This is a genomic window from Corynebacterium sp. L4757, assembly GCF_043673995.1.
GTDB lineage: Bacteria > Actinomycetota > Actinomycetes > Mycobacteriales > Mycobacteriaceae > Corynebacterium.
Map to the genome: position 1 here is coordinate 165,200 of NZ_JBIMEN010000001.1, position 21,791 is coordinate 186,990.

General features: G+C 55.7%; 21 protein-coding genes and 1 tRNA gene. 9 read left to right on the forward strand and 13 right to left on the reverse strand.

The window, feature by feature from the left end:
- Positions 1 to 87: 87 nt before the first annotated feature.
- Positions 88 to 2,379: an accessory Sec system translocase SecA2 gene (gene secA2 / locus ACG98I_RS00730; RefSeq protein ID WP_394717623.1), complete on the reverse strand. Its 2,292-nt coding sequence runs from the start codon at positions 2,377 to 2,379 to the stop codon at positions 88 to 90.
- A 99-nt stretch (positions 2,380 to 2,478) separates the two neighbouring features.
- Here secA2 and ACG98I_RS00735 point away from each other — a divergent pair, with 99 nt between their 5' ends.
- The 4 genes from ACG98I_RS00735 to ACG98I_RS00750 all read left to right on the forward strand — a co-directional run bounded on the left by ACG98I_RS00735 (position 2,479) and on the right by ACG98I_RS00750 (position 5,266).
- The gene (locus ACG98I_RS00735; RefSeq protein WP_394717624.1) at positions 2,479 to 3,630 is read left to right on the forward strand and encodes an alpha/beta fold hydrolase; all 1,152 of its coding nucleotides are present in this window, start codon (positions 2,479 to 2,481) and stop codon (positions 3,628 to 3,630) included.
- A complete protein-coding gene (locus ACG98I_RS00740) occupies positions 3,631 to 4,080 on the forward strand; it encodes a YchJ family protein (RefSeq protein WP_394717625.1) in 450 nt (149 codons plus the stop codon). It begins immediately after the preceding gene.
- Between the two features lie 80 nt (positions 4,081 to 4,160).
- Positions 4,161 to 4,234 (forward strand) — tRNA-Pro (locus ACG98I_RS00745).
- Between the two features lie 666 nt (positions 4,235 to 4,900).
- Positions 4,901 to 5,266: a hypothetical protein gene (locus tag ACG98I_RS00750; protein WP_394717626.1), complete on the forward strand. Its 366-nt coding sequence runs from the start codon at positions 4,901 to 4,903 to the stop codon at positions 5,264 to 5,266.
- Positions 5,267 to 5,382: 116 nt separating this feature from the next.
- On the opposite strand, the gene ACG98I_RS00755 is transcribed toward ACG98I_RS00750, so the two are convergent.
- On the reverse strand, positions 5,383 to 5,589 hold the full coding sequence (locus tag ACG98I_RS00755; RefSeq protein ID WP_394717627.1) for an antitoxin: 207 nt from the start codon (positions 5,587 to 5,589) through the stop codon (positions 5,383 to 5,385).
- Positions 5,590 to 6,084: 495 nt separating this feature from the next.
- Here ACG98I_RS00755 and ACG98I_RS00760 point away from each other — a divergent pair, with 495 nt between their 5' ends.
- Together ACG98I_RS00760 and ACG98I_RS00765 are read left to right on the forward strand one after the other, a co-directional pair.
- Positions 6,085 to 7,332, forward strand: coding sequence for an aromatic amino acid transport family protein (locus ACG98I_RS00760; protein ID WP_394717628.1), 1,248 nt, complete (start codon positions 6,085 to 6,087; stop codon positions 7,330 to 7,332).
- A complete protein-coding gene (locus tag ACG98I_RS00765) occupies positions 7,333 to 8,547 on the forward strand; it encodes a site-specific DNA-methyltransferase (RefSeq protein WP_394717629.1) in 1,215 nt (404 codons plus the stop codon).
- A gap of 3 nt (positions 8,548 to 8,550) precedes the next feature.
- On the opposite strand, the gene ACG98I_RS00770 is transcribed toward ACG98I_RS00765, so the two are convergent.
- The 3 genes from ACG98I_RS00770 to ACG98I_RS00780 form a co-directional block, all read right to left on the reverse strand.
- On the reverse strand, positions 8,551 to 9,639 hold the full coding sequence (locus ACG98I_RS00770) for an alpha/beta hydrolase family esterase (protein WP_394717630.1): 1,089 nt from the start codon (positions 9,637 to 9,639) through the stop codon (positions 8,551 to 8,553).
- 80 nt (positions 9,640 to 9,719) lie between these two features.
- The gene (locus ACG98I_RS00775) at positions 9,720 to 11,468 is read right to left on the reverse strand and encodes an ABC transporter ATP-binding protein (protein WP_394717631.1); all 1,749 of its coding nucleotides are present in this window, start codon (positions 11,466 to 11,468) and stop codon (positions 9,720 to 9,722) included.
- Positions 11,469 to 11,470: 2 nt separating this feature from the next.
- Positions 11,471 to 12,913 carry an ABC transporter transmembrane domain-containing protein gene (locus tag ACG98I_RS00780; protein WP_394718048.1) on the reverse strand — a complete coding sequence of 481 codons (1,443 nt, stop codon included), beginning with the start codon at positions 12,911 to 12,913 and terminating at the stop codon, positions 11,471 to 11,473.
- Positions 12,914 to 12,942: 29 nt separating this feature from the next.
- Between ACG98I_RS00780 and ACG98I_RS00785 the strand changes: the two genes are divergently transcribed.
- The 3 genes from ACG98I_RS00785 to ACG98I_RS00795 are packed head-to-tail and all read left to right on the forward strand — an operon-like array spanning position 12,943 to position 14,763.
- Positions 12,943 to 13,749: a class I SAM-dependent methyltransferase gene (locus tag ACG98I_RS00785; RefSeq protein WP_394717632.1), complete on the forward strand. Its 807-nt coding sequence runs from the start codon at positions 12,943 to 12,945 to the stop codon at positions 13,747 to 13,749.
- Positions 13,750 to 13,793: 44 nt separating this feature from the next.
- Positions 13,794 to 14,291 carry a YbjN domain-containing protein gene (locus tag ACG98I_RS00790; RefSeq protein ID WP_394717633.1) on the forward strand — a complete coding sequence of 166 codons (498 nt, stop codon included), beginning with the start codon at positions 13,794 to 13,796 and terminating at the stop codon, positions 14,289 to 14,291.
- Positions 14,284 to 14,763 carry a hypothetical protein gene (locus ACG98I_RS00795; protein WP_394717634.1) on the forward strand — a complete coding sequence of 160 codons (480 nt, stop codon included), beginning with the start codon at positions 14,284 to 14,286 and terminating at the stop codon, positions 14,761 to 14,763. The genes ACG98I_RS00790 and ACG98I_RS00795 overlap by 8 nt, the downstream gene beginning before the upstream one ends.
- Positions 14,764 to 14,836: 73 nt before the next feature.
- On the opposite strand, the gene ACG98I_RS00800 is transcribed toward ACG98I_RS00795, so the two are convergent.
- From ACG98I_RS00800 to aroC, 8 genes are all read right to left on the reverse strand, one after another.
- A complete protein-coding gene (locus ACG98I_RS00800; protein ID WP_394717635.1) occupies positions 14,837 to 15,691 on the reverse strand; it encodes a PPK2 family polyphosphate kinase in 855 nt (284 codons plus the stop codon).
- Positions 15,692 to 15,789: 98 nt separating this feature from the next.
- Positions 15,790 to 16,464 carry a transcription antitermination factor NusB gene (gene nusB / locus ACG98I_RS00805; protein ID WP_394717636.1) on the reverse strand — a complete coding sequence of 225 codons (675 nt, stop codon included), beginning with the start codon at positions 16,462 to 16,464 and terminating at the stop codon, positions 15,790 to 15,792.
- A 2-nt stretch (positions 16,465 to 16,466) separates the two neighbouring features.
- A complete protein-coding gene (gene efp, locus ACG98I_RS00810) occupies positions 16,467 to 17,030 on the reverse strand; it encodes an elongation factor P (RefSeq protein ID WP_394717637.1) in 564 nt (187 codons plus the stop codon).
- Positions 17,031 to 17,135: 105 nt separating this feature from the next.
- Entirely contained in the window at positions 17,136 to 18,227 is a 1,092-nt protein-coding gene (locus tag ACG98I_RS00815; RefSeq protein ID WP_394717638.1) for an aminopeptidase P family protein, read from the reverse strand.
- Positions 18,228 to 18,313: 86 nt separating this feature from the next.
- On the reverse strand, positions 18,314 to 18,763 hold the full coding sequence (aroQ, locus tag ACG98I_RS00820; RefSeq protein WP_394717639.1) for a type II 3-dehydroquinate dehydratase: 450 nt from the start codon (positions 18,761 to 18,763) through the stop codon (positions 18,314 to 18,316).
- 66 nt (positions 18,764 to 18,829) lie between these two features.
- Positions 18,830 to 19,903, reverse strand: a complete 1,074-nt coding sequence (aroB, locus tag ACG98I_RS00825) for a 3-dehydroquinate synthase (protein WP_394717640.1) — start codon at positions 19,901 to 19,903, stop codon at positions 18,830 to 18,832.
- A 66-nt stretch (positions 19,904 to 19,969) separates the two neighbouring features.
- The gene (locus tag ACG98I_RS00830; protein ID WP_394717641.1) at positions 19,970 to 20,515 is read right to left on the reverse strand and encodes a shikimate kinase; all 546 of its coding nucleotides are present in this window, start codon (positions 20,513 to 20,515) and stop codon (positions 19,970 to 19,972) included.
- A gap of 2 nt (positions 20,516 to 20,517) precedes the next feature.
- The gene (aroC, locus tag ACG98I_RS00835; RefSeq protein ID WP_394717642.1) at positions 20,518 to 21,741 is read right to left on the reverse strand and encodes a chorismate synthase; all 1,224 of its coding nucleotides are present in this window, start codon (positions 21,739 to 21,741) and stop codon (positions 20,518 to 20,520) included.
- Between the last annotated feature and the right edge of the window lie 50 nt (positions 21,742 to 21,791).

Below are 21,791 nucleotides of genomic sequence, written 5' to 3' on the forward strand. Positions count from 1 at the left end.
AGGATAGTGCAAAGTCGTGGATATTGTTTTACTAAGTTCATAATAGCGACTTTCTATCGCTATGCGGGCTAACCCGTGAGATTTCGCTTACCTAAATAGGTTACCAATCCCCCCGATCACAGAGTTGCCAGACCCAGCCAGCGGGTTATCAGAAACCATATAAGTCCACGTTGCTGACGGGCGCGCGAGTCCAGAATCGTCCAGATGAGCTCCGTCTTCATCGATAACTACAGTGATGAAACTCTCTACCGCATCATCGACTGCGCGCTGCGCTAGGTCCTTAAATTCGCGCACGGCAATGCGGTGATATTCATCAATCGGGGTCTCCCGCGCAATCGCACGCAGGTGAATAGATTCACGGACATCATCCATCAGCTCTAGATGATCAGCCCAGGACATGTCCAGGTGGTACAACATGATTTCGCGCGCCGCAGCCATCTTCGCAGTTTCCGAGACGCCCTCAAGCTCCGCTGCTCGCTGTGGGGCACGCTGCGCCAATTCCTGCCAGGCCTGATCTGTATCCAATAAACTCGCGCGGCGCTTGTCGATGATAATGCGCTGATCCGCCAGCAACTGATTGTATTTCCAGGTCTGCGCGTGAATCTCCAGCAATTGGCCCTCGGTCACTCGCTGGCAGTGTGCGATGAAATCATTCACGCGCTTTGACTCAATGCGGCCATCTTCGCCCGGCTGCACGGTTAGGGAATCATCCTCACCGCCTTGAACAACGATGTCGTCTTCCAGGGAGACAAAAAATAGCGACAGCCCCGGGTCACCTTGGCGTCCGGCACGTCCACGCAGCTGATTGTCCAGGCGCGAGGAGCGGTGCCGGGAGGTGCCAATCACCGCCAATCCGCCGGCCGCAGCAACTGCCTCGCGGTCGGATTCATCAGCGCCACCGAGCTTGATATCGGTACCGCGACCAGCCATCTGCGTAGACACAGTGACGCGACCCTGATCACCGGCCTCGGCGATGATGCGTGCTTCCTCGGCGTCATTCTTTGCGTTCAACACGTTGACCTCGATGCCAAGTTCCTGCAGCGCTTCGGCCAGGTCCTCGGATTCAGCCACGTCATGCGTGCCCACCAGCACCGGCTGACCGGTCGCATGCAGCGTCTGAATTTCTGCCACGATGGCCTTATTCTTATCCGCCATGGTGGCGTAGACGCGGTCTTGTTCATCAAAACGCTGCAATTCATTATTGCGATCAATTACTGAGACATGCAGGTCATAGAATTGGCGCAACTGGTCAGTCGCTTCCACCGCAGTGCCGGTCATGCCGCACACGGTTGGGTATCGGCGCATCAGCTCCTGCAAAGTAATCGTGTCTAAAATGCGGCCGCCTTCGGAAACCTCTAGGCCTTCCTTGGCTTCCACCGCCGCTTGCAGTCCATCAGGCCACCGCTGCAAGTCAGCTACGCGCCCCTTGGAGGCGTCAATCAGGGCCAGTTCACCATCGTTGACGATGTAGTGAATATCGCGAATCAACAGCGCCTTGGCATGCAGAGCCAAATTGACCTTCACCAGCACGGTGCCAATATTGTCCTCGGAGTATAAGGAGTCAATCCCTAACTCCTGTTCGACGCGTTGCGCGCCAGCATCCGTCAGTGAGACCGTCCGGCCGTCTTGGCTAATGGAGTAGTCCAAATCTTCACGCAAACGTGAGACCACATTAGTAATGTGCCCGGTCGGCGCCTCGCCTTTGCGTGAACCAGCCAGCACGAGTGGCACTAAAGCTTCATCCACCAGGACAGAATCGGCTTCGTCAACGAGGGCGACATCGGCAGGCGCCTGCACGGTCTGAGAACGGTCCGTGATCTGGTTATCACGCAGCACATCAAAGCCCAGCTCATTCACCGGTGCATAAATAATGTCCGAAAGATACGCCGCGCGGCGCTCATCGGCGCTCATCTTCTCAGTCACGCTTGCAACCGATAGGCCAAAGAGCTCAACCAATGGTCCCATCCACTCGGCATCGCGCTGGGCTAGATAATTATTCACCGTTACTACATGCACCCGCTTGCCCGTCAGGGCAAAGCCAGTAGCCGCCATCGCGCCCACCAGAGTCTTGCCCTCACCGGTCGCCATCTGGATAACGTCGCCTTCGAGAAGCCTCAAGACCGCTTGGGATTGGACATGAAAAGGCGTCATGCCCAGCTTGCGCTGGCTCGCCACCGCGAGGCAAGCCAGGAATGTGGACTTGTCTTTAAGCTCCCCACCTGCGGCGCAGTCGCGTGCACGGGCGGCGAGCTCGGCATCGGAAAGCGCAGAAAGCTCATCCTGTAGCGATTGGGAATCAGTCACGATGGACTTAGATTTCTTATTATTGCGCTCCGAAGATGAGCCCATCGCCTTCCAGAACCAGTCGAATGCTCCCATGAGTGTTAATTCATCTCCCTTTAGCGGTTTATGTGATTTCTATTGACTGTAGTAGGCCTGGGTGTTGTTGAATCAACTGCGCCCGTTATTCTAGTGGTCATGCACTCTGTGAACGTCACGTTTCCTTCGGCGACCGGCATTAAACTTGCTGGCACTATTGACTTTCCTGATTCCCCGCCCAAAGCTTTCGCGGTTTTCGCGCATTGCTTCGCTGGCCACCGTCACACGCCCGGTGCCGCGCGTGTATCGAAACAGTTGACTAGTTTCGGAATTGCGACGCTGCGCTTTGATTTCCCCGGCTTAGGCCAGTCCGAGGGTGAATTCGCCGAGTCCTCTTTCAGCGGCAACGTCGCAGATATTCAGGCGGCAGCCGCATGGCTTGCCGATGAATACGCCGCCCCACAGCTGCTCATTGGCCATTCGCTCGGCGGTGCTGCCACACTCGCGGCCGCGAGTGGCGTGGATTCTGTCAAAGCCGTGGCGACCATTGGCGCGCCTTTTGATCCGGCGCATTCGGTGCTGCATTATGCGGACAAGATTGGTGAAGTGGATAAGAATGGCTCCGTTGAGGTGGTCCTTGGCGGGCGCCGTTTGACCATCTCGCGTCACTTCTTGGAGGATCTGGCCTCCACCAATCCAGAAGACTACCTGCGTCCTATGCGTAAGCCTTTGATGCTGGTGCACTCCCCGATTGATCAGACCGTAGGCATTGATAATGCGCAAACCATCTTCCGGGTCACGCGCTACCCGAAGTCGCTGGTGTCGCTGGATAAGGCTGACCACCTGCTGACCAAGCATGGTGCCGGTGCGCGTGCGGCCGATCTGATCGGTGCGTGGGTGGAGCAATACATTGAACCTGACAACGTGCCCGCTGCCGTGGGCCCCGAGGCAGCCACCGCGCATCTGGCCACCGGCACCCGATTTGGTGTGGTGGTGCGCAATAATGACCGTTCGATCTCCACCGACCTCACCAAGTCCAATGGCGGGCGCGGCAATGGGCATACGGCTGCAGGTCTGCTGATGTCGGCGCTGGCGTCCGGCACCGCGCAGGCAGTGAAAGAGGCAGCGAAGAAGATGGATTTGGACGATGTTGAGGTCACCGTCACCCATATCCATGAAGCGACATTTGAGCGTCGCGTTTCTCTCACCGGCAACCTGAGCGCGGCTGAGAAGTCCGCCCTGCTGCAGGCCGGCAAGGACGCCGATATTGTCTCACTGATTTCTTCGGCACACATCGTGGATGTGTTTTAGATGGATATTCTCAACCCATTGCCTGCCGATATCCGCTGCCCCTGCGGCACCGGACTCACCTTTGGCGAGTGCTGCAAGAAATACCACGATGGCCAGCCCGCGCCCACCGCGGAGACGCTCATGCGCTCAAGGTTTACCGCATTCGTCACCGGCGATGAAGCTTACCTTTTGCGCACCTGGGATCCGGATACCCGCCCGGGCTCGCTCAACCTGGCTGAACCTTTCGCCCAGGACACCGGCATCCGCTTCTACCGCCTCGACATCATCGATACCAAGGCTGGCACGCCCCTCGATGACACCGGCGTGGTCGAATTTGAGGCCTTCTACAAGGGCGCGGCCAAAGGCTCGCAGCGCGAACGCTCCACCTTCCGCCGCCTCCAACTTCGTGAAGACACCGACGGCACGCCTGCTCCACGCGAGTGGGTCTACTCCACCGGAGACGTGAGCTAGTCCGAAGCAAGTCATGGGCTAATTTTCACCTCGAAATAGCAATGATGTAACCTATCTTCATTGCCCCACGCGGGCGATGGCGGACTATGGCGCAGCTTGGTAGCGCACTACACTGGGGGTGTAGGGGTCGCAGGTTCAAATCCTGTTAGTCCGACAACATTCTTTAAAACAAAATTTAATGCCCACCGCTTCCATCTCAACGCCTGAGAACGGAAGCGTTTCTCTTTTTCGTGACTCAATCCCACAGCACTGGCAGACCACCACTGCGATTTATACCCCGCCTTTACCCCCGTTCGGCACCGGCCTGAAATACGTTCATACTTTTGAAGTATGGACCATACGTTTTGCTTAGAGCACTATCTGCCAAACTCCAAACATATTCCACGCTGGCAATTCTCACCCCAAGATGCGCTAAATATCTAACCAAAAGCACGAAAAGTGCCCCACATTCGACACACTAGTTCCAATTTACTGGCAATCAACTGAATGGAAACTGAGTGGAACCTGAGCGTAACCTGTCTGAAGGCGCTATTTTAATTGGTATGAACAAATTCACCACTGCGTTAGTTTCTACCGCCGCCGCAGCGGCCTTGACCTTCTCCCTCGCCCCTGCCGCTACTGCTCAGAGCTCCAACCTCTTCGGTCTGTCCTCCAGCAGCAAGCCTTCTGCCCCCTCTAAGCCATCGACTCCTACAACACCATCAACCCCTGCCGAGCCGTCAACCCCGTCCAACCCGAGGCCATCCACCGAACCTTCGGCCCCTGACGTTCCAAGCGATCCGTCAACACCTTTCACTGACGAAAGCAGATCCTCGGGCAGATGAACACCATTATGAGTAGATTGGCCGAAATCCATTGGATTAACGAAAACCCAGAGCTTCACAGTTATGCCCAAGCGGGACTGCAAGATGCAGTTGGAGACAAGATGCAATGGACTGACCGCCCGGGCGAAGCAGAAGCGGCACGCAAGGCGTACCCATCTAACAAAGTAGGAGTTTTGGTTTATCGAGTCCCTGCTAATGATTTATCGAACATGGAATATTTTTACGACGGCTATTCCACTGCACAGGTGCGCGAATGGGCAGATTTGGCAAGAGACGAAGTCAAAGCAGGCGGCGGCAACAAATCCATTAATCAATTCGGATGGGCTGTTAGCTACGAAGATGGCTACCTCTTCAGGCCATAGCTTCTTGGACTGCATAAATAGCCAGTATCTGGCGCTAAAAGAGCTGTGCCGCGCACTCTCATTGCGGGGTGCGCGGCACAGCTCTTTGTTAAAGCGGAAGCTTAGAACGAGTCCCTTTAGCGCTTCTCTTCGTTGCGCTCGTCGTCGTTGTTGTCGGAGCCGAGGGCGCCGTCAATCTTGTCGCGTGCGGAGTCGACCTTGTCGTGGTGCTCCTCGCCTACCTTGTCCTTGGCAAAGTCTTCTGCCTTGTCCAAGTGGCCATCAAGCTTGCCGTCCTGCGCTGCCTCAGTTGCCTTGTTCTTTGCCTCGTCAAAAATACCCATAATTAAAGCTCCTTAACAATAGATTTCATCTAACGCTCCAAGCTGGAGACCACTTCGGTTTAACACCGCGGTGGCTCAGGCTTTGATGGCCCCTAAGCTTTAGCGCTTCGTACGCTTTCCCACGATAGGGGCAAGCGGGAAATCTCGCCATGAAAATTCGCTCAGAATCGGCTAAAAATTGCCTAAATTCGCTATTCTTAATCATTTTGTGACGAGCGTCGCAGTGGAAGACTTTAGTGCAACTTTACCCATCAAAACCCCCATTACGGTGGTGGTACGTGCCTATTTTCCAGTCGTAGTGATACGGTCAACACATCGCAATTCACATCCGGATATAACAAGTTAGTTTCATTGCCAACTCAGTTTCCCAATTGAGCTGATTTCTTTCCGGTGGTCGGTATTTGATGACTGACCGTTGTCGAATCTTTCCCACCATGACGACGCGTGATTGCTCGATCACAACCAGGAAATAACTTCAAGGAGCACCCCACCCTCATGACACAAACAGTGGTGAAGCAGCAAAAACCAACCACAGTGAATATGAACTGGGTGATATCGCTGTTTGGCACCGCTGTGGGCGCCGGCATCTTATTCTTGCCGATCAACGCGGGCGGTTTTGGTTTCTGGCCACTGCTTATTGCCACCGTGTTGATCGGACCGATGTCTTATCTCTCACACCTGGCGCTGTCACGCATCATGTGTGCCTCTCCGCATCAAGGTTCGGACATCACGGGTGTGGTTACCGGGTACTTCGGTGAGCGCGCCGGCACGGTTATCTCAGTGCTATATTTCTTCTCCATCTACCCGGTGGTGCTCATCTATGGTGTCTCTATCACCAACACGATGGATAGTTTCATCGTCAACCAGCTACATGGTCCGGACGTCCCCCGCTGGCTGCTGTCCCTGATTCTGGTGGGCTTTATGACCCTGATTTTCGCCTTCGGGCAGAAAATAATGCTGGCTGTCACTCAAATCATTGTCTACCCACTGATTATCTGCCTGGCAGCGGTGTCCTTCTATCTGATACCGCAGTGGGACTTGGCAGGCTTTTATCACGCGGACTTCAAAAGCCCGTCCTTATGGTCAGTCATCATGATCCTGCCGGTGCTGGTGTTCTCCTTCAACCACTCGCCTGCTATTTCGCAGTTCACATTGGCCATGCAGCGCACCTGGGGCAAGCACTCACTGGCGCAGTCTCGCAAGGTTCTGGCCATCACAGGCGTACTGCTGACGGTATTCACCATGTTCTTCGTGTGGTCCTGCACCCTGGCGCTCGGCGCCGATGGTTTGGTTGAAGCACGCGCACAAAATATTCCCGTGATGTCCTATATCGCCAATACTTCTGGTGTCCCCATCATGGCGTTGCTCTCCCCGATTGTTGCGATCCTGGCGATTATTTCTTCCTTCTTTGGCTTCACAATGGGTGCCACGGAGGGTGCACGGTTTGTCATCGGCAAGCTGGCTCCGAAGACCGTGGAGAGCACTTCACCGAAGACGATTAACTACCTGATTTACTTCTTCATCTTCCTCACCACTTGGCTGGTAGCGATTGCCAATCCATCCGTGCTCTCGCTCATTGAATCCATCAGTGGCCCGCTGATTGCCATGATTTTGTTCATCATGCCGATGGTTGCGGTACATAAAATCCCCGCGCTTGCGCGTTTCCGCCATACTTTTAATGATTGGTTTGTCATCATTACAGGTATTGCAACTATTTCCGCAGCGATTGTAGGTCTTTTCTAAGTGACAAATGGCTTTGGGCTTTATTGGCCGGGCAAGCAAGAAGCTCTTGCCCAGGCTTTTACCCCTGCCCAAGCCACGGTTGATTGCGCCGACGGCAATGTGCTCTATGCCGGCGATAACTTGGATATTTTGAAGGCTTTGCCGCCTTCCAGCGTGGACGTTATCTATACCGATCCGCCGTATAACACGGGTCGCGATTTTGTGTACCGCGATAACTATCGTAATCGGCGCGAGCACCGCTCTACCGACCACGGACAGTGGCACGCGCAGTGGCTGTCCATGATGGCACCCCGACTGGCGCTAGCGTGGGAACTACTGAAGCCGACCGGGCATATTTTTATTTCCATCGGCGAGGCCGAGGTTGCGCAATTGCGCATGCTTGCCGATGAACTTTTTGGCCAGTCCAACTTTGCCAACCAATTCATTTGGAAGAAGGGCGGCACGGGCAAAAATGACTCCCGCTTTGCGGTAACTGAGCATGAATATGTGCTGGCTTATGCCCGCAGTGAGCAATCCCCTGGCTTCAACCTCGACCCAGATGGCCATACCTCCACCAAGTACAACTACCGCGATGAACGTGGTGCCTATTCTTTGGTGCGCCTAGATTCCAAGACGCTGGGATATTTGCCAACACTCGATTATGCGATTGAAGGCCCCGAAGGGGACGAGTATTGGCCGCACCAACCGCCAGGGCTAACGCAGGTGGCGCGCTGGCGCTGGGGGAAAGAAAAAGTTGCTGAGAACTATGATCAGCTGGTCTTTCGGCGCGGCTTTGTCTACACCAAAAATTATCAAAAGACTGGTGCACGCCCGCGAAGTATTCTCGATGGAGAACGTTTTGGCGTAACGCGGTCAGGCCGACGCGATGCCGAAGACGCCCTGGGCATCGCCGGTATTTTTGACCACCCGAAACCGGTCAGGTTGATTGAGCATCTGCTGGCAATTGGCGCTGGAAAAGATGCCAAGGTACTGGACTTCTTTGCCGGATCAGGTACGACGGCGCAGGCAGTCGCACAGCTGAATGCACGTGATGGCGGCAGCCGTGAGGTGACGTTGATTCAGCAGCTGGAGCCGACCGCGAAAAATAGTGCTGCATACCGCGTGGGGTTTAAAGATATAGCGGATATTTGCTGGGCGCGCATGCAGGCAGCGGAGCTCGATGCGGTGCGTATTGATGCCGTCCCCACCGATGTTGGGACCGCTCAAGGCAATTAGCGGCTAGCTATCGGTTAATTCGGATCCTTCCATCGTGCCCGTGGAGACGGTGCCGGCCTCTTCAGTACCGTCCGGGCGGCCCGGGATGGCGAAGAAGTCTAAGACCTTATCGGTAGCAAAGCCGGAGCCGACCTCGCTATCGGTGTCATAGGTGCCGCCGGGCCAGACGTGTTCGCCACCGCCAATGCGGATGTGTTGAACGGGACGGGTACACTGCTCCCATTGGATGAGCAGAGCATTATTAGCTAGACGCTCAGTGCGCACGCCGCCTTCGCAGCGGTTGCGCTGCGCGTCCATGGCTACTACTTCCCCAACGGCCACGTAGCGTTCCTTATGACGGGTGCCGCCATAGTAATCCACAACTGGGTCCAACGTGCCATGCATGTCCAGGCGACCGACAGGCTCGCCCTTACAAGAGGCATGGATAGCTTGATAATAGGCAGCAGAGACTGTTGCGACTGACTTGAATACTTCAGGCATCTGGCAACCCAAATAGGCAGCAAAGCCGCCGCCATTCGACATGCCCGTGGCGTAGATGCGGTCATCATCTACTGCATAGGTGGCGCGCAAAGAGTCCACGATGTCGCGAACGAATTGCGTGTCCTCGGCGCCGGTGGTTTCTGCGTACGGCGCAGGCGCCCAGGCGCGTTCTTCACCAGAGGGAAAGACCGTAATTGCCTGCGCGGCGCTGAGTTCTGAATAGCGCTTCATCATGCCGGCAGTTTCTTTCCAACCATGGAAAGCCAAGACGACGGGCCAAGTTTTCTGCGGCGTGTAGTCCTCAGGCACGTGCAGGATGAAACTGCGGCCCGATGCTAGGTTGATCGTCTTTGACGTGCCTGGCTCAGGGCCCACCAACGGCGCAGAGGTCGGCATGCCCAAGTTTCGCGGCTCATCAGCGGCGTTATCTTCAGTTTCTTCGCCTGCGGTCTCCACTGTGGCTTTGCCAGCCAGCCCGGACGTTTCTCCGCGCGAGCTCAACTCAGCACAAGAAACTAAAGTCAAGGCCATAACCATGACACCAACCGTCGCGATGATGGTACGAAGAGCAGCGATTCGGGATGGCGATCCCTGATTGCTGGTTGTGCGCACCGGATCTCCTCTGCTTCTGCACTGCTGAATCTTATGCAGCTCAACTTTTACGGGATTCGGGGTTTGCCCCACGAATACTTCTATTGTCTACCAATGAGCCACGCAGACCATAATTGGTGATAACGTCCCTCGGATTTTAGCAATTGCGCATGCGTTCCCCGCTCCACGACGCGTCCGTTATCCATCACCAGAATCTCGTCAGCCTTAGAGGCTTGATCGAGGCGGTGGGCAACCACGAGAGCTGCACGGCCCTTGGTTAATTCTTCCGCTGCGTCTTGGAGCGCTTGCGCGCCTTGAGAGCCTGCCTCGGCGGTCGCTTCATCCATGACCACGACTTTCGGATCCAGCAAAAGCATCCGCGCTAAAGCGAGCTGCTGGGCTTCCACGGGTTCAAGTTGGAGGCCTTGAGCGCCCACGACGGAGTCGAGGCCATCGGCCAGCTGGTGAAACCAGCCAGCATGTACGCGCTCGAGAACTTCAAGCATCTCGGCATCAGTGGCATCTGGTTTGGCCAAGCTTAAATCCTCACGCAATGTGCCGGAGAATACGTGGACTTCCTGAGAAACCATGGCGAGGCGTGCAACGCGCTCAGTATCTGACAGGGATGTGACCTCGATGCCATCGATGGTCACGCTGCCCGAATCTGGCACGCGCAAACCAGCAAGCAAAGCTGCGACGGTGGTCTTACCAGCACCGGAGGCACCAACCAGGGCAACGGTATTTCCGGGTTCGATATCTAAGGAAACATCCTCCACAGCCCAGCCTTCGCCATAGGAGAAGGACACATCCTTGACCTGCACGTGGCCCTGCTTGGGCGGCGCGCCGGCCGGCTGAGTTGGCTGTGGCGGATTAATGACCACGCCGACAATACGCGCCAACGAAGCATAACCGGACTGGACGGTATCCAGCACACGCATCAGCCCCATGAGTGGTCCGCGCAGGCGAATGAGCATAAGCATCGCGGCGGTCACCGCACCAACGGTCAAGTTGCCCGTCGCCACCGTGTAGAAACCGACGAAAAGACCGGTGGTGAGCATGACGAATTCCACCGACGTCATCCACAACTGCAGCACGAACATGGTGCGGCGTGCGGAGAAACCATTTTCCACCACATCCCAAGATGCAGTGTGGATGCGGTTATGCATGGTCTTTTCCATGCCAAATGCGCGCACGGTGCTGCGTCCGCGAATGGCTTCGAGCACCCGGCGAGCACGATCAGCCATGGAAGCGCGCTCAGCGGCATAACGCCCTGGTGCCACCCGAAGATAACGCCGGGCAGCGATGATGTAGATGGGTGTTGCCAGAACCACGATGAGAATGAATTGCCAGTCCATCATGACCAGCGCCGCCGCGGTGGTGATGATGGCAAAACCCGAATTCGCCAGCACCGGTACGGTTTCGGTCACCGCAGCAGAAAGCTCAGCCACGTCATCAGTGGAGCGCGACACCAAGTCACCGGTGCCGGCATCTTCCACGCGGTGAACAGGCAAGCCCAACGCAGTGCCAACCATGTCCTCGCGCAAATTCGCGATGATGCGCTCGGTTAGGCGGGAGAGCACGAAGAAGCCCCAGGCAGAAAATACGCCCGCAACCAGTGCGGCGATGACGAGCTCCATGGTGATGCGCGCGAGGCTCGTGGAGGTCTCTGAGATGACCACGTCCACAATCTTGCCCAATTGCAGCGGGATCCAAATATTGGCCACCGCGCCGATGATCAGCAGCACGATTGATAACGTAAATTGCGAACCCGCCTTCGGTACGTGGCGCAGGTGGCGGGCCAACACCGTGCGGGTTTCCGGCCAGGTGGCGGTAGGAAAACGCATGCTCATATCTACTTCGCTCCTATTCCAACGGCCTGCCAGGCAGGGGAATTTGTGTAGACGATGGTCGGTTTATCCTTACGTGCCTGCACAACGCGGGACGCAATCGTGTGCTCTGTAACTGAATCCACCGCCGTGGTGGGGTCTTGGAGGATGAGAATCTCCGCATCCGCCGCAATCGCACGCGCCAATGCCACGCGTTGGCGCTGCCCGCCAGACAGGTGCCCGCCATTCTCCCCGACCTCGCGGTCTGGACCACCAGGGATATCTTCGGCAGAAGCAACTTCTAGCGCCCACATCGCGCGGCCATGATCTGTGTGAATATTATCAGCCACCGTGCCTTCAAAAATGTCTGCTTGGTGTGGGGCAACCAGGTACTTTTCCCGCGGCAGGTTCACTATTTCCTCAGGTGCTGTGCCGGTGATAACGGTGATTCCCGGTTCCAAGGCAGGAAGGGCGGGTTGGTCATTGGTGAAGGAGGCATCGGTAAGCAAAAGCTCCTGGATACGGCGACCCGAGGCCTGCGCCGTGGCCCAGCGGGACGCAATATTTTTGCCCAACATGGTCATCGGCGTGATGATAAATTGCGTCAAGCCGACCACGGTGATGAGCTCACCAACCGTAATCACGCCATTCATCGCCATAAGGCCTGAGGCAATGCCCACGGCAACAACGTACACTGCGCCGGCGAACTCGGTAATCGCATTCAGGCGGGCCTGCGCACCATTGGCTTCAACCGTGCGGTCATAGGCATTATCGGAGACCTCCTGGTAGCGCGCACGCACCGTATCAACCGCGCCCAGGCCTTTTAGAATGCGCAACCCTTGCACCACGTCCGTAGCCGTCGCGGAAGCCTGTGCCAAAGCGCGCTGCCTCTTTGAGGAACGCTTGCGCAGAGGCGTAGCGGATTTCAGGGATATAATCACCACCAGCGGGCCACCAATGAGCACGCCAATTCCCAGCGGAAGGTTCACCAAAGAGACCATCGTGGCGACATAAATAATGGAGGTAATCTCCGCGACGGGGAAGACGGTCATGATGACTGCTTCGGCCACACGCTGGGTATCCGAAGACGCAATGGACAGCAATTCTCCCGCGGTGCGCTGACGCCCCGCCATGCCCTTGGGGTCCTGGATGCGATCCGTGACTTCCATGCGCATCTCGTGACCAATTTCCAGCATCGCCCGAGTAAATAGTGAACGGCCAAACCAGCTGGCGGCAGCATTAATACAAAAGGTGATGAGCAAAACTACTACCCACAGCCACAATGTAGATAGCTGCGTTGTTGCGATAGCATCATCAATCGCACGCCCGATAATCACCGGTGAGAGTCCATTACAGACAAAGCTGATGGACATCAACACCGCGGCGGGTAAAGTGCTTTCTTTGCGTGAGAAAATAGTTTTTAATACCCACCGCGGATCATCGGCTTGCGGAAGAGCAGCCACACCCATCACCTCTTGCACAATTAAAAAATAAAAATATGACACCCGAAACACCTAATACTAGCCCCGAACACTATCCGAGCTACCGTCCCCCTTCCCGCCGGCAGAACCCGCGCTTTGCGGATCCCGCGCGCAAGCATGCTGCGGCGCAGGCTTTTGCCGACGGCGCGGAGAATTACGACGCCATCCGCCCGGGCTATCCGGGGTTTATTACTTCGCTGGCTGCGGGCTCGGTGGCGCTCGATATTGGTGCCGGCACGGGAAAGCTTACTCGCGCATTGGATTTTGACACCGTTTATGCCTGCGATCCTTCCGCAGATATGGTGCGTGTCCTGAAAACCCACGGCATTAGCTGTTGGCGGGCGAAGGCGGAGCAATTAGCGCTTGCCGATGCCTCCGTGGACATCGCTTTCTGCGCCCAAGCGTGGCATTGGGTGGATGCACAATCTGCATACGCCGAGCTAGACCGTGTTATCCGGCCGGGTGGGTCGGTGGTGTTGGTGTGGAATACCATTGACGTCCATTCCGATCCTTGGGTTCTGCGGCTGACGCGCATTATGCATTCGGGTGATATCCAACGCCCCGACTTCCGCCCCGAGGTACACGCGCCGTGGACGATTAGAGATGTTCGCCATGATTACTGGGAACAAGCTATGCAGGTGGAGCAATTGCACACGCTGATGCATTCGCGGTCCTATTGGCTGCGCGCGAAAGAAAAGACGCGGGAAAAGATGACCGGCAATCTCAATTGGTACCTCTATGACCACATGGGCTTTCAACCGGGTGAAATGATTAAACTGCCCTACCGAACGGACGCGTTTGTAGTGACCCGTTATGCTGGGTAGGACGAAAGTTACAACACACAACCCTTAAATTAAGGACTGATGAAGTGAGCTCCGAAGAACCCACAATCGTTCCGGATACACCAGTCGAAAACGTTACTCTTGAGCGAGTAGCGGAAATCTTTGACGCCAAGTCGCTGGTCTATCGACTCGAAGACGTTGAGACCCCAGATGGTCAGACCGGCACCATTTTGCGCACTGGCTTTTCCAATGCGGCCATTGCTATGCAGATTCGCGATAACACCTTGGTGATTGATTCGCTCTGGCGCGGCGCATTCCCCACCACGCAGGGCCCACAGGTTCTCATGCTGACCAATCAGTGGAACCAGGATAACTTTGCACCAACCTTGCGCTTTTTCGACAGCTCCGCGGACGAACTCGCGGTCTCTGCTTTTCGTGAATACCACGTGGGCGCAGGCGCATCGGGTAATCAGCTTGATGCCTTCGTGATGACCACCATTGATGCCATCTTGGGTGCCTTCGGGTGGGTTGAAAAGCAGCATCCTGAGCTTGTGACCTGGGAAGGGGAACACAACCATGACTAGTCCAGAAAATACACTGCCACCAGTGGACATTGATCGCGCAATCGCCGCGATGACGCAATTTGATATCACCCTGGAAAAAGCACAGGGCGCAGATTCTGTCGCCATGGCTAACCTCAATGGCCTCAATGTCATGTTCGCGGTGCTTCCGAGTGTCATCATTGTTCGCGCTGATGTGGCCACCGACGTGTCCTTCGCCAATGCTGATGCCGGTCTTTTCCTGGCTGCCGGCCAGATCAACACCGTGTCCTTTGGTGCACGCGCGGTCATTACCGAGCATGAAGACCAGCTCATTGTCCGCACTGAGCGTGAGTTCATGCACCTCGCGGGCATGACCGATGAGCAACTCGCGCAGTCCCTCAAGGTCGCGGTCGACGGCGTACTCGCCGCACAGGACGCTCTCGTAGCTGCTGCTGAAGAGATGTCCAAGCTCGGCTCTGAAGCCGCTGAGCAAGCCGCCAATAGCGAACAGTAGCTAGCTAGCCAGCTAGCTAAACCCCCACTGCTCCTGGTTCTTCATGAACTTTCAGGGCAGTGGGTATTTTTATCTAATCAGCATCCAGAATGCGCTGGCGCTCAACTTCGGGGTCAAACTTAGGCTCTGGCCACTCCAAGTCCATGCTGCGCAGAGCATCTAAGATGAGAAACTTCAACGCCATGCGCGCGTATTTCTTATTATCCGATGGCAGAATGTACCACGGCGCGTGGTCTGCATCCGTGCGATTAAACGCATCTGCGTAAGCCTTGGAATACTCGGACCAGAAAGCGCGCTCTGTGACATCTCCCTCGTCATACTTCCAGTATTTCTTCGGGTCTTCGACGCGCTCCAGCAGGTTTTCCTTCTGGAAATCTTTGGAGATATGTAAGAAGGCTTTGATGATGTGCACGCCGCGGTCGGCGAGCTCCTTTTCATAATCACGAATAGCTTCGAAACGACGGTCAATTTCTTCTTCATCCACCCAGCCGTGGACGCGCTGGATGACCACATCTTCATAGTGGGAGCGATCAAAGGCTACAACTTGGCCGGGGCGTGGGTCATGTTTGCGGATACGCCACAAGAAGTCATGCTCTAGCTCTTCTTCCGTGGGCTTACCAAAGCCGACTGTGGTAGTACCCTGCGGGTCGAATACTGAGAATACCGACCGCACCGCCCCACCTTTGCCAGAGGTATCCATGCCTTGCAGAATCACCAGCACCGACGGGGCATTCTCCCCCAGCGCGCGTCCATTGGCGAAAAGCAGCTCCTGTAAGTCGCTGAGTTCGTCATCAAAGCGTTCGGATTGCTTCTTCAAGTCTTTATTATCGCCGTCGAACCCCGGGGTTGCTGCGGGGTCATCATCGCTGAAATCGAAGTCCTTGCCGATTCTCAGTTTGCGTGCATCTTTGACTTTGAACTTACCCATCTTCCCCACTTTACCCAGAAAAATAAGCACCTTTCACCGAATTCTTGAAAAAGAATCGCAAGTGAAAGGCGCTTAGAGTACACGCACCGAATCCAGGGCTACTGCTGAGGATCGCCCTCAACAGACTCTGATGGCACAGACGACTCTGCTGACTCAGCAGCTGGTGCATCCGAAACTTCATCAGGCACATCTGCGTCAATGCCTGCAGCGCCTACAGAGGCGTCATCTGCGTCTGCGTCTGCTTCCTGGTTCATTGGATTATCCAGGGAGCGCGAATGCGCGACATCATCCAAGACGGCGTTGATATACGGCGCTGCGGCGTCGGTGGAGTACTCGCTGGCAAGCTCCACGCCTTCGGACACAGCGGTCGCGATATCAATCTCTTCTGGGTTGTACAGCAATTCCCACACAGCAACGCGCATAATCGCGCGGTCGACTGCCGGAATGCGGTGCAGCTCCCAGTCCTCAGCCAAGAAACGCTCGATGGTGCTATCGATGGTGTCAAGCTCTTCAGCAACACCATTGACTAATACCTTGGTGTAGGCAGCGATGGGTGCAACATCATGAATCTTGTCGCGCGAAAGCTTGACGCGATCCTCGACGATAGCCACTGGATCCACGTCGCGGTTTTCTGCCTCGTAGATGATGTCCGCCGCGCGGCGGCGCGCGCGGTAGCGAGCGCCATGACGGCGCTGCTTAGGAACACGGTGCGAGGTAGCCGAGCTATTACCTGCAGGCTGGTTGCCTTCAGAAAGGTTGTTTTCTTCCGACACGACTAGTTGCTCACGCGGGACTGGTACTCACCGGTACGGGTATCGATCTTGAGAACGTTGCCGATTTCGATGAACAAAGGAACCTGGATCTCAGCGCCGGTCTCCAGCGTTGCTGGCTTGGTGCCACCGGAGGAACGGTCACCCTGCAGGCCTGGCTCAGTGTGCTCAACCTTCAGCTCCACGGAGATAGGCAGCTCAGCGAAAAGTGGCTCGCCCTCGTGGAAAGACACCTGAACGCGCATGTTTTCCTGCAGGAACTGCGCAGCGTTGCCGAACTTATCCTCGGACAGCTCAACCTGCTCGAAGTTCTTGTCATCCATCACAACGTAGTTGGTGCCATCGTTGTACAGGTAGGTCATGTCGCGACGGTCAACGGTTGCGGTCTCAACCTTGGTGCCAGCACTCCAAGTCTTATCTGTAGTCTTGCCGCTGACAACGTCCTTGAGCTTGCTGCGGACGAAAGCTGGGCCCTTGCCCGGCTTGACGTGCTGGAACTCAATAATCTGCTGGAGCTTGTTGTCAATCTTGAGAACAAGTCCGTTCTTGAAGTCAGTGGTATCTGCCACGGGATTCTCCTGTGATGGGTCGTGTAAAAGTACGGTCTACTATCCTACTACACCGCTTGTCCCACACCATACTGGGATAACGCGGCATAAGCAGGATGCGCTGGATTAAATGACGCGCAATTCCTTCGAAGAAGGCGTAATAATCTTCGGTGCACCGGAAGTAATGATCAAGGTGTCTTCGATACGCACACCACCTTTTCCTGGCACGTAGATGCCAGGCTCAATGGTCAGGGTCATGTCTTCTTCCAGGTGGCCCTTGCCGGTGGTTGCCGCCGAAGGTCCCTCATGCACATGCAGGCCAATGCCATGGCCAGTGGAGTGCACGAAGTACTCGCCATAGCCTGCGTCCTCAATGATCGAACGACAGGCACGATCCACATCATAAAGTGCGGTACCGGCACGAGCAGCCTCCACACCAGCCAACTGCGCTTTGAGCACAACGTCATAGATTTCCTTGGCAAAGTCGGATGCTTCACCCATGACGAACGTGCGCGTCATATCGGAGTTGAAACCGCGCAAGTGCGCACCAAAATCGATGGTGACCAAGTCGCCATTCTCAATAACTCGGTCATCAGCGCCGTGGTGCGGCTTCGCGGAATTAGGTCCGGAAGCGACGATGGTGTCAAAGCTGACTCGTTCCGAACCGGCCTTGCGCATGCGGTATTCCAGGTCTGCAGCGACATCGCGTTCGGTGCGACCAACGGCCAACTCCCCTGCTTCCAGCAGGTCTTCGAGCGCATCATTAGCCAAAAGCGCAATGTTTTCTAGCTGCTCGAGTTCGAAATAATCTTTGCGCTCACGCAGTTTTTCAATCACGCCGGAAACCGGAATCAAGGTGACATCCTCAGGGCATGCCTCCTCCAGCTTTTTAAACGTGTCCACGGAGACAAAAGCGGATTCAAAACCCACGCGCAGTGGGCCTTCGAGGTTTTCTAGCAGGTTCGCACCCACATTGCGCTGGATAACTGCCTTGATATCCGGGACTTCTTCCGCAATCTGGGTGGTATAACGACCATCGGTGGTCACCACCGCAGAAAGGTCCTTGCGCAGTAATAATGCACCATTGGAACCAGAAAAGCCGGTGAGATAACGCATATGGGTTAAGTCCGTGACCAAAATTGCGTCAATTCGCTGCGCTGCCAAAGTAGCCGCGAGTGCACGTCGACGATTGCTAAAGCGAGTATCTGCCAAACCCATTATTGCTCTTTATCCTTTGCTATAACTGCCTTCAACTTCAAGGCATGGAGTATTTATTTCGATGAATATTTTTAAAGCTTAGCCTTTCACGCGTGCTTTGGTGCGGAGTCTTGGGTGAAATATCCCAATGCCGCGATGTAGCCATATACGCCCAAGCCAGCGATAACGCCGCGCGCCTTATCCGACAGGTAAGAATGCTGGCGGAATGGCTCACGCGCATGCACATTAGAAATGTGGACTTCGACATAGCCTGCACCATCGGCGATTTCTGCCAATGCATCACGCAGCGCCACAGACGTATGAGTAAAGGCACCAGGGTTGATAATCACAGCCGCACCTTCATCGGCAGCAGCATGAACCGTATCCAGCAGCACGCCTTCGTGATTAGACTGCACAAAATCCAGTTCGACGCCCGCCTTATCAGCATGACTGCGAACGAGCTGTTCAATATCGGCCAGCGTGGTGGTGCCATAAATCTCTGGCTGGCGCTTGCCCAGTCGGTTCAAGTTTGGTCCGTTGACAACAACAATCTTCATGTGTGTTTCTTCCCCAATTCTTTAGCGTTGGCTCTGATTCTTAGTGCAGAAAATTAGTGCGTTGCATTAGCACGCTGAAATTGCCTCATAGGCGGCACGCAGCTCTTCGGTAGCTGGGCCTTCGAGCCGTGTGGTCGAGCCTACGCCGGTCAGTGCAACGAAGCGGATGGTCCCGTGACGGTTCTTCTTATCGCGAGTCATGCCGGCATAAAGCTCATCGAAGTGCCCCGGCTCATAGCTGGTGGGCAGCCCGATGCTGCTGAGGATATTTTCATGGCGTGCCACAAGCTCAGAATCAATCAGGCCACGGGCGTGCGTCAGGTTCGCAATGAACATCATTCCGACAGCAACAGCATTGCCGTGGCGCCAGGAATAGTTCTCCCGCAGTTCCACCGCGTGGCCAAAGGTGTGGCCGTAATTCAGTGTTTCGCGCAGTCCGGCTTCCTTGAGGTCCTCGCCCACCACGGCAGCTTTGACCGCCACTGAACGCGCAATGAGTTCCGGCAGCAGGCCGTCTACGTCCAAACAGGCCTGTGGGTCTTGCTCATAACGTTCAATGATGACCGGATCATGAATGAAACCGGTTTTAATAATTTCAGCTGACCCTGCGATGATCTCTTCTTTCGGTAGGGTACGCAGGCGCTCTAAGTCGATAAATACAGCAGAAGGCTCATGGAATGCGCCAACCAGGTTTTTCCCTGACGCAGTGTTGATTCCGGTCTTGCCACCCACAGCAGCATCCACCATGGCCAATAGTGTGGTCGGCACTTGGATCACCTTGATCCCGCGCATCCACGTCGCGGCTACGAAACCCGCCATGTCAGTAACAGCACCGCCACCCAGGCCGACGATAGCGTCGGAGCGGGAGAAACTCTCCTCGCCCAAACGGTCCCACAGCGCGATCGGGGTAGCAATCTGCTTGCCGGCTTCGGCATCAGGAACGGTTTCCACGATGACGGTGAGACCGGTGTCGTGGAGGGCATCGGCAAGTACCTTAGCAGCATCAGCAATGCTTGGCTGGTGCACCACCATCACTTTATCGGCACCAGTGGCCTTCGCATGTGCGGCAATCTGCACATTCAGGTTATGGTCAATGACCACCTCATATGGAGCTGGACCGTTTACGGCAATCGTGGTCATGGACGTCAAACCTTTCTTTAAAAAGTAAAATTTTCCTCTGCGAATTCTCGCTGGATTGCGAAGGGATTAAACGACTGCGGTATCGAGGAAACCTAAAATATCCGCGACAACTTGCTGTGGCGTACGGCCATCGGTACGGGCGCGGAAGTTCGCGACCTCACGGTAGAAAGGCCGACGGGTTTCAATCAGGTTGCGGTAGTGCTCGGTTGGGTCATCAGCTGCTAATACCGGTCGACTGGATTCCCCAGCGGTGCGGCGTGCGCCCTCCTCCGCGGAAACATCAACTAACACCACGACGTGGTTGATCAGAAGCTGGCGAGTCGATTCTGTCAAAATGGCGCCACCGCCAAGGGAGACCACACCATCAGTGTGCAAGGCCTTGGCGACATGCTCAGCTTCGATCTCGCGGAAGCGTGGCTCGCCGACCTCAGAGAATACCTCGCCGCAGGACTTGCCCTCGGCGATTTCGATGAGCTCATCAGAATCCACTAGACCGACATTGAGCGCACGGGATAAGCGCCTGCCGATGGTCGATTTACCCGCGCCTGGTGGACCCACCAATACAACGCGCGGGGAGGCAGCCTTAGGCTGCGGAACAGTAGGGAGAGTCATGATCAGTTGTCCTGCTCAAAAGCCAAACGAGTGGCAACATATTCTTGGTATGAAGCAATATTGCGCTTGGTCTCTTCCAAGCTGTCGCCGCCGAACTTCTCCAGCACTGCGCGCGCAAGCACCAGTGCGACCATTGCTTCAGCAACAACGCCGGCCGCTGGGACAGCACAAACATCAGAGCGCTGGTGGATGCCGGTGGCTGCCTCACCGCTGGCCATATCCACGGTCTTCAGTGCGCGTGGCACAGTCGAAATTGGCTTCATCGCAGCACGAACGCGCAGTTGCTGACCATTGGTCATGCCACCTTCCAAACCGCCTGCGCGGTTGGTGAGACGATCCACGCCATCCTCGGTGCGCACCATTTCATCATGAGCTTCAGAACCACGACGGCGTGCTTCTTCAAAGCCATCACCGATTTCCACGCCCTTAATTGCTTGGATGCCCATCAACGCGGATGCCAGCTGTGCGTCCAAGCGGTCATCACCGGAAATGTGTGAACCCAGGCCAATCGGCAGGCCATCAACCACAACCTCAACGATGCCGCCGAGGGTATCGCCCTGCTTCTTTGCCTTTTCAATCTCAGAAATCATGGATTCCTCAGCTGCCTTATCAAAGGCACGCACTGGGGACTCATCAATCGCAGTGAGATCCCCTGGTGCAGGTGATGGGCCCACGTAAGGCTCAGATGGGCCGATGGAAATCACGTGCGAAAGGACCTCAACGCCCAGGGTCTCACGCAGGAAGCTGCGCGCAATGGTTGCTGCTGCAACTCGGGATGCGGTCTCACGGGCAGAGGAACGCTCCAGAATCGGACGCGCCTCGTTCTGTGCGTACTTGATCATGCCGGCAAAGTCCGCATGGCCTGGACGTGGACGAGTCAGTGGCGCACCACGTCCGGAACCCATGGCTTTAGCTACCTCTGGGTCTTCCATGTCTACTGGCTCAGCAGACATGATGGTGGTCCACTTTGGCCACTCGGTATTGCCAATCATGACGGCAATCGGGCTGCCCAATGTCAGTCCGTGGCGGATGCCGGTCAGAAGGGTAAGTTCATCAGCTTCAAACTTCATACGCGCACCGCGGCCATAGCCCAGGCGGCGACGAGCGAGCTGGAACGAGATTTCATCACGGTCGACGGGTACACCGGCTGGCATGTGCTCAAGCATTGCGATGAGCGCCTGGCCGTGGGATTCCCCTGCAGTAGTCCAACGAAGCATGTGAACCATTATCACACGACGCGATCCACAATGAACCATTTGCCTCCGGGTTAGATTCA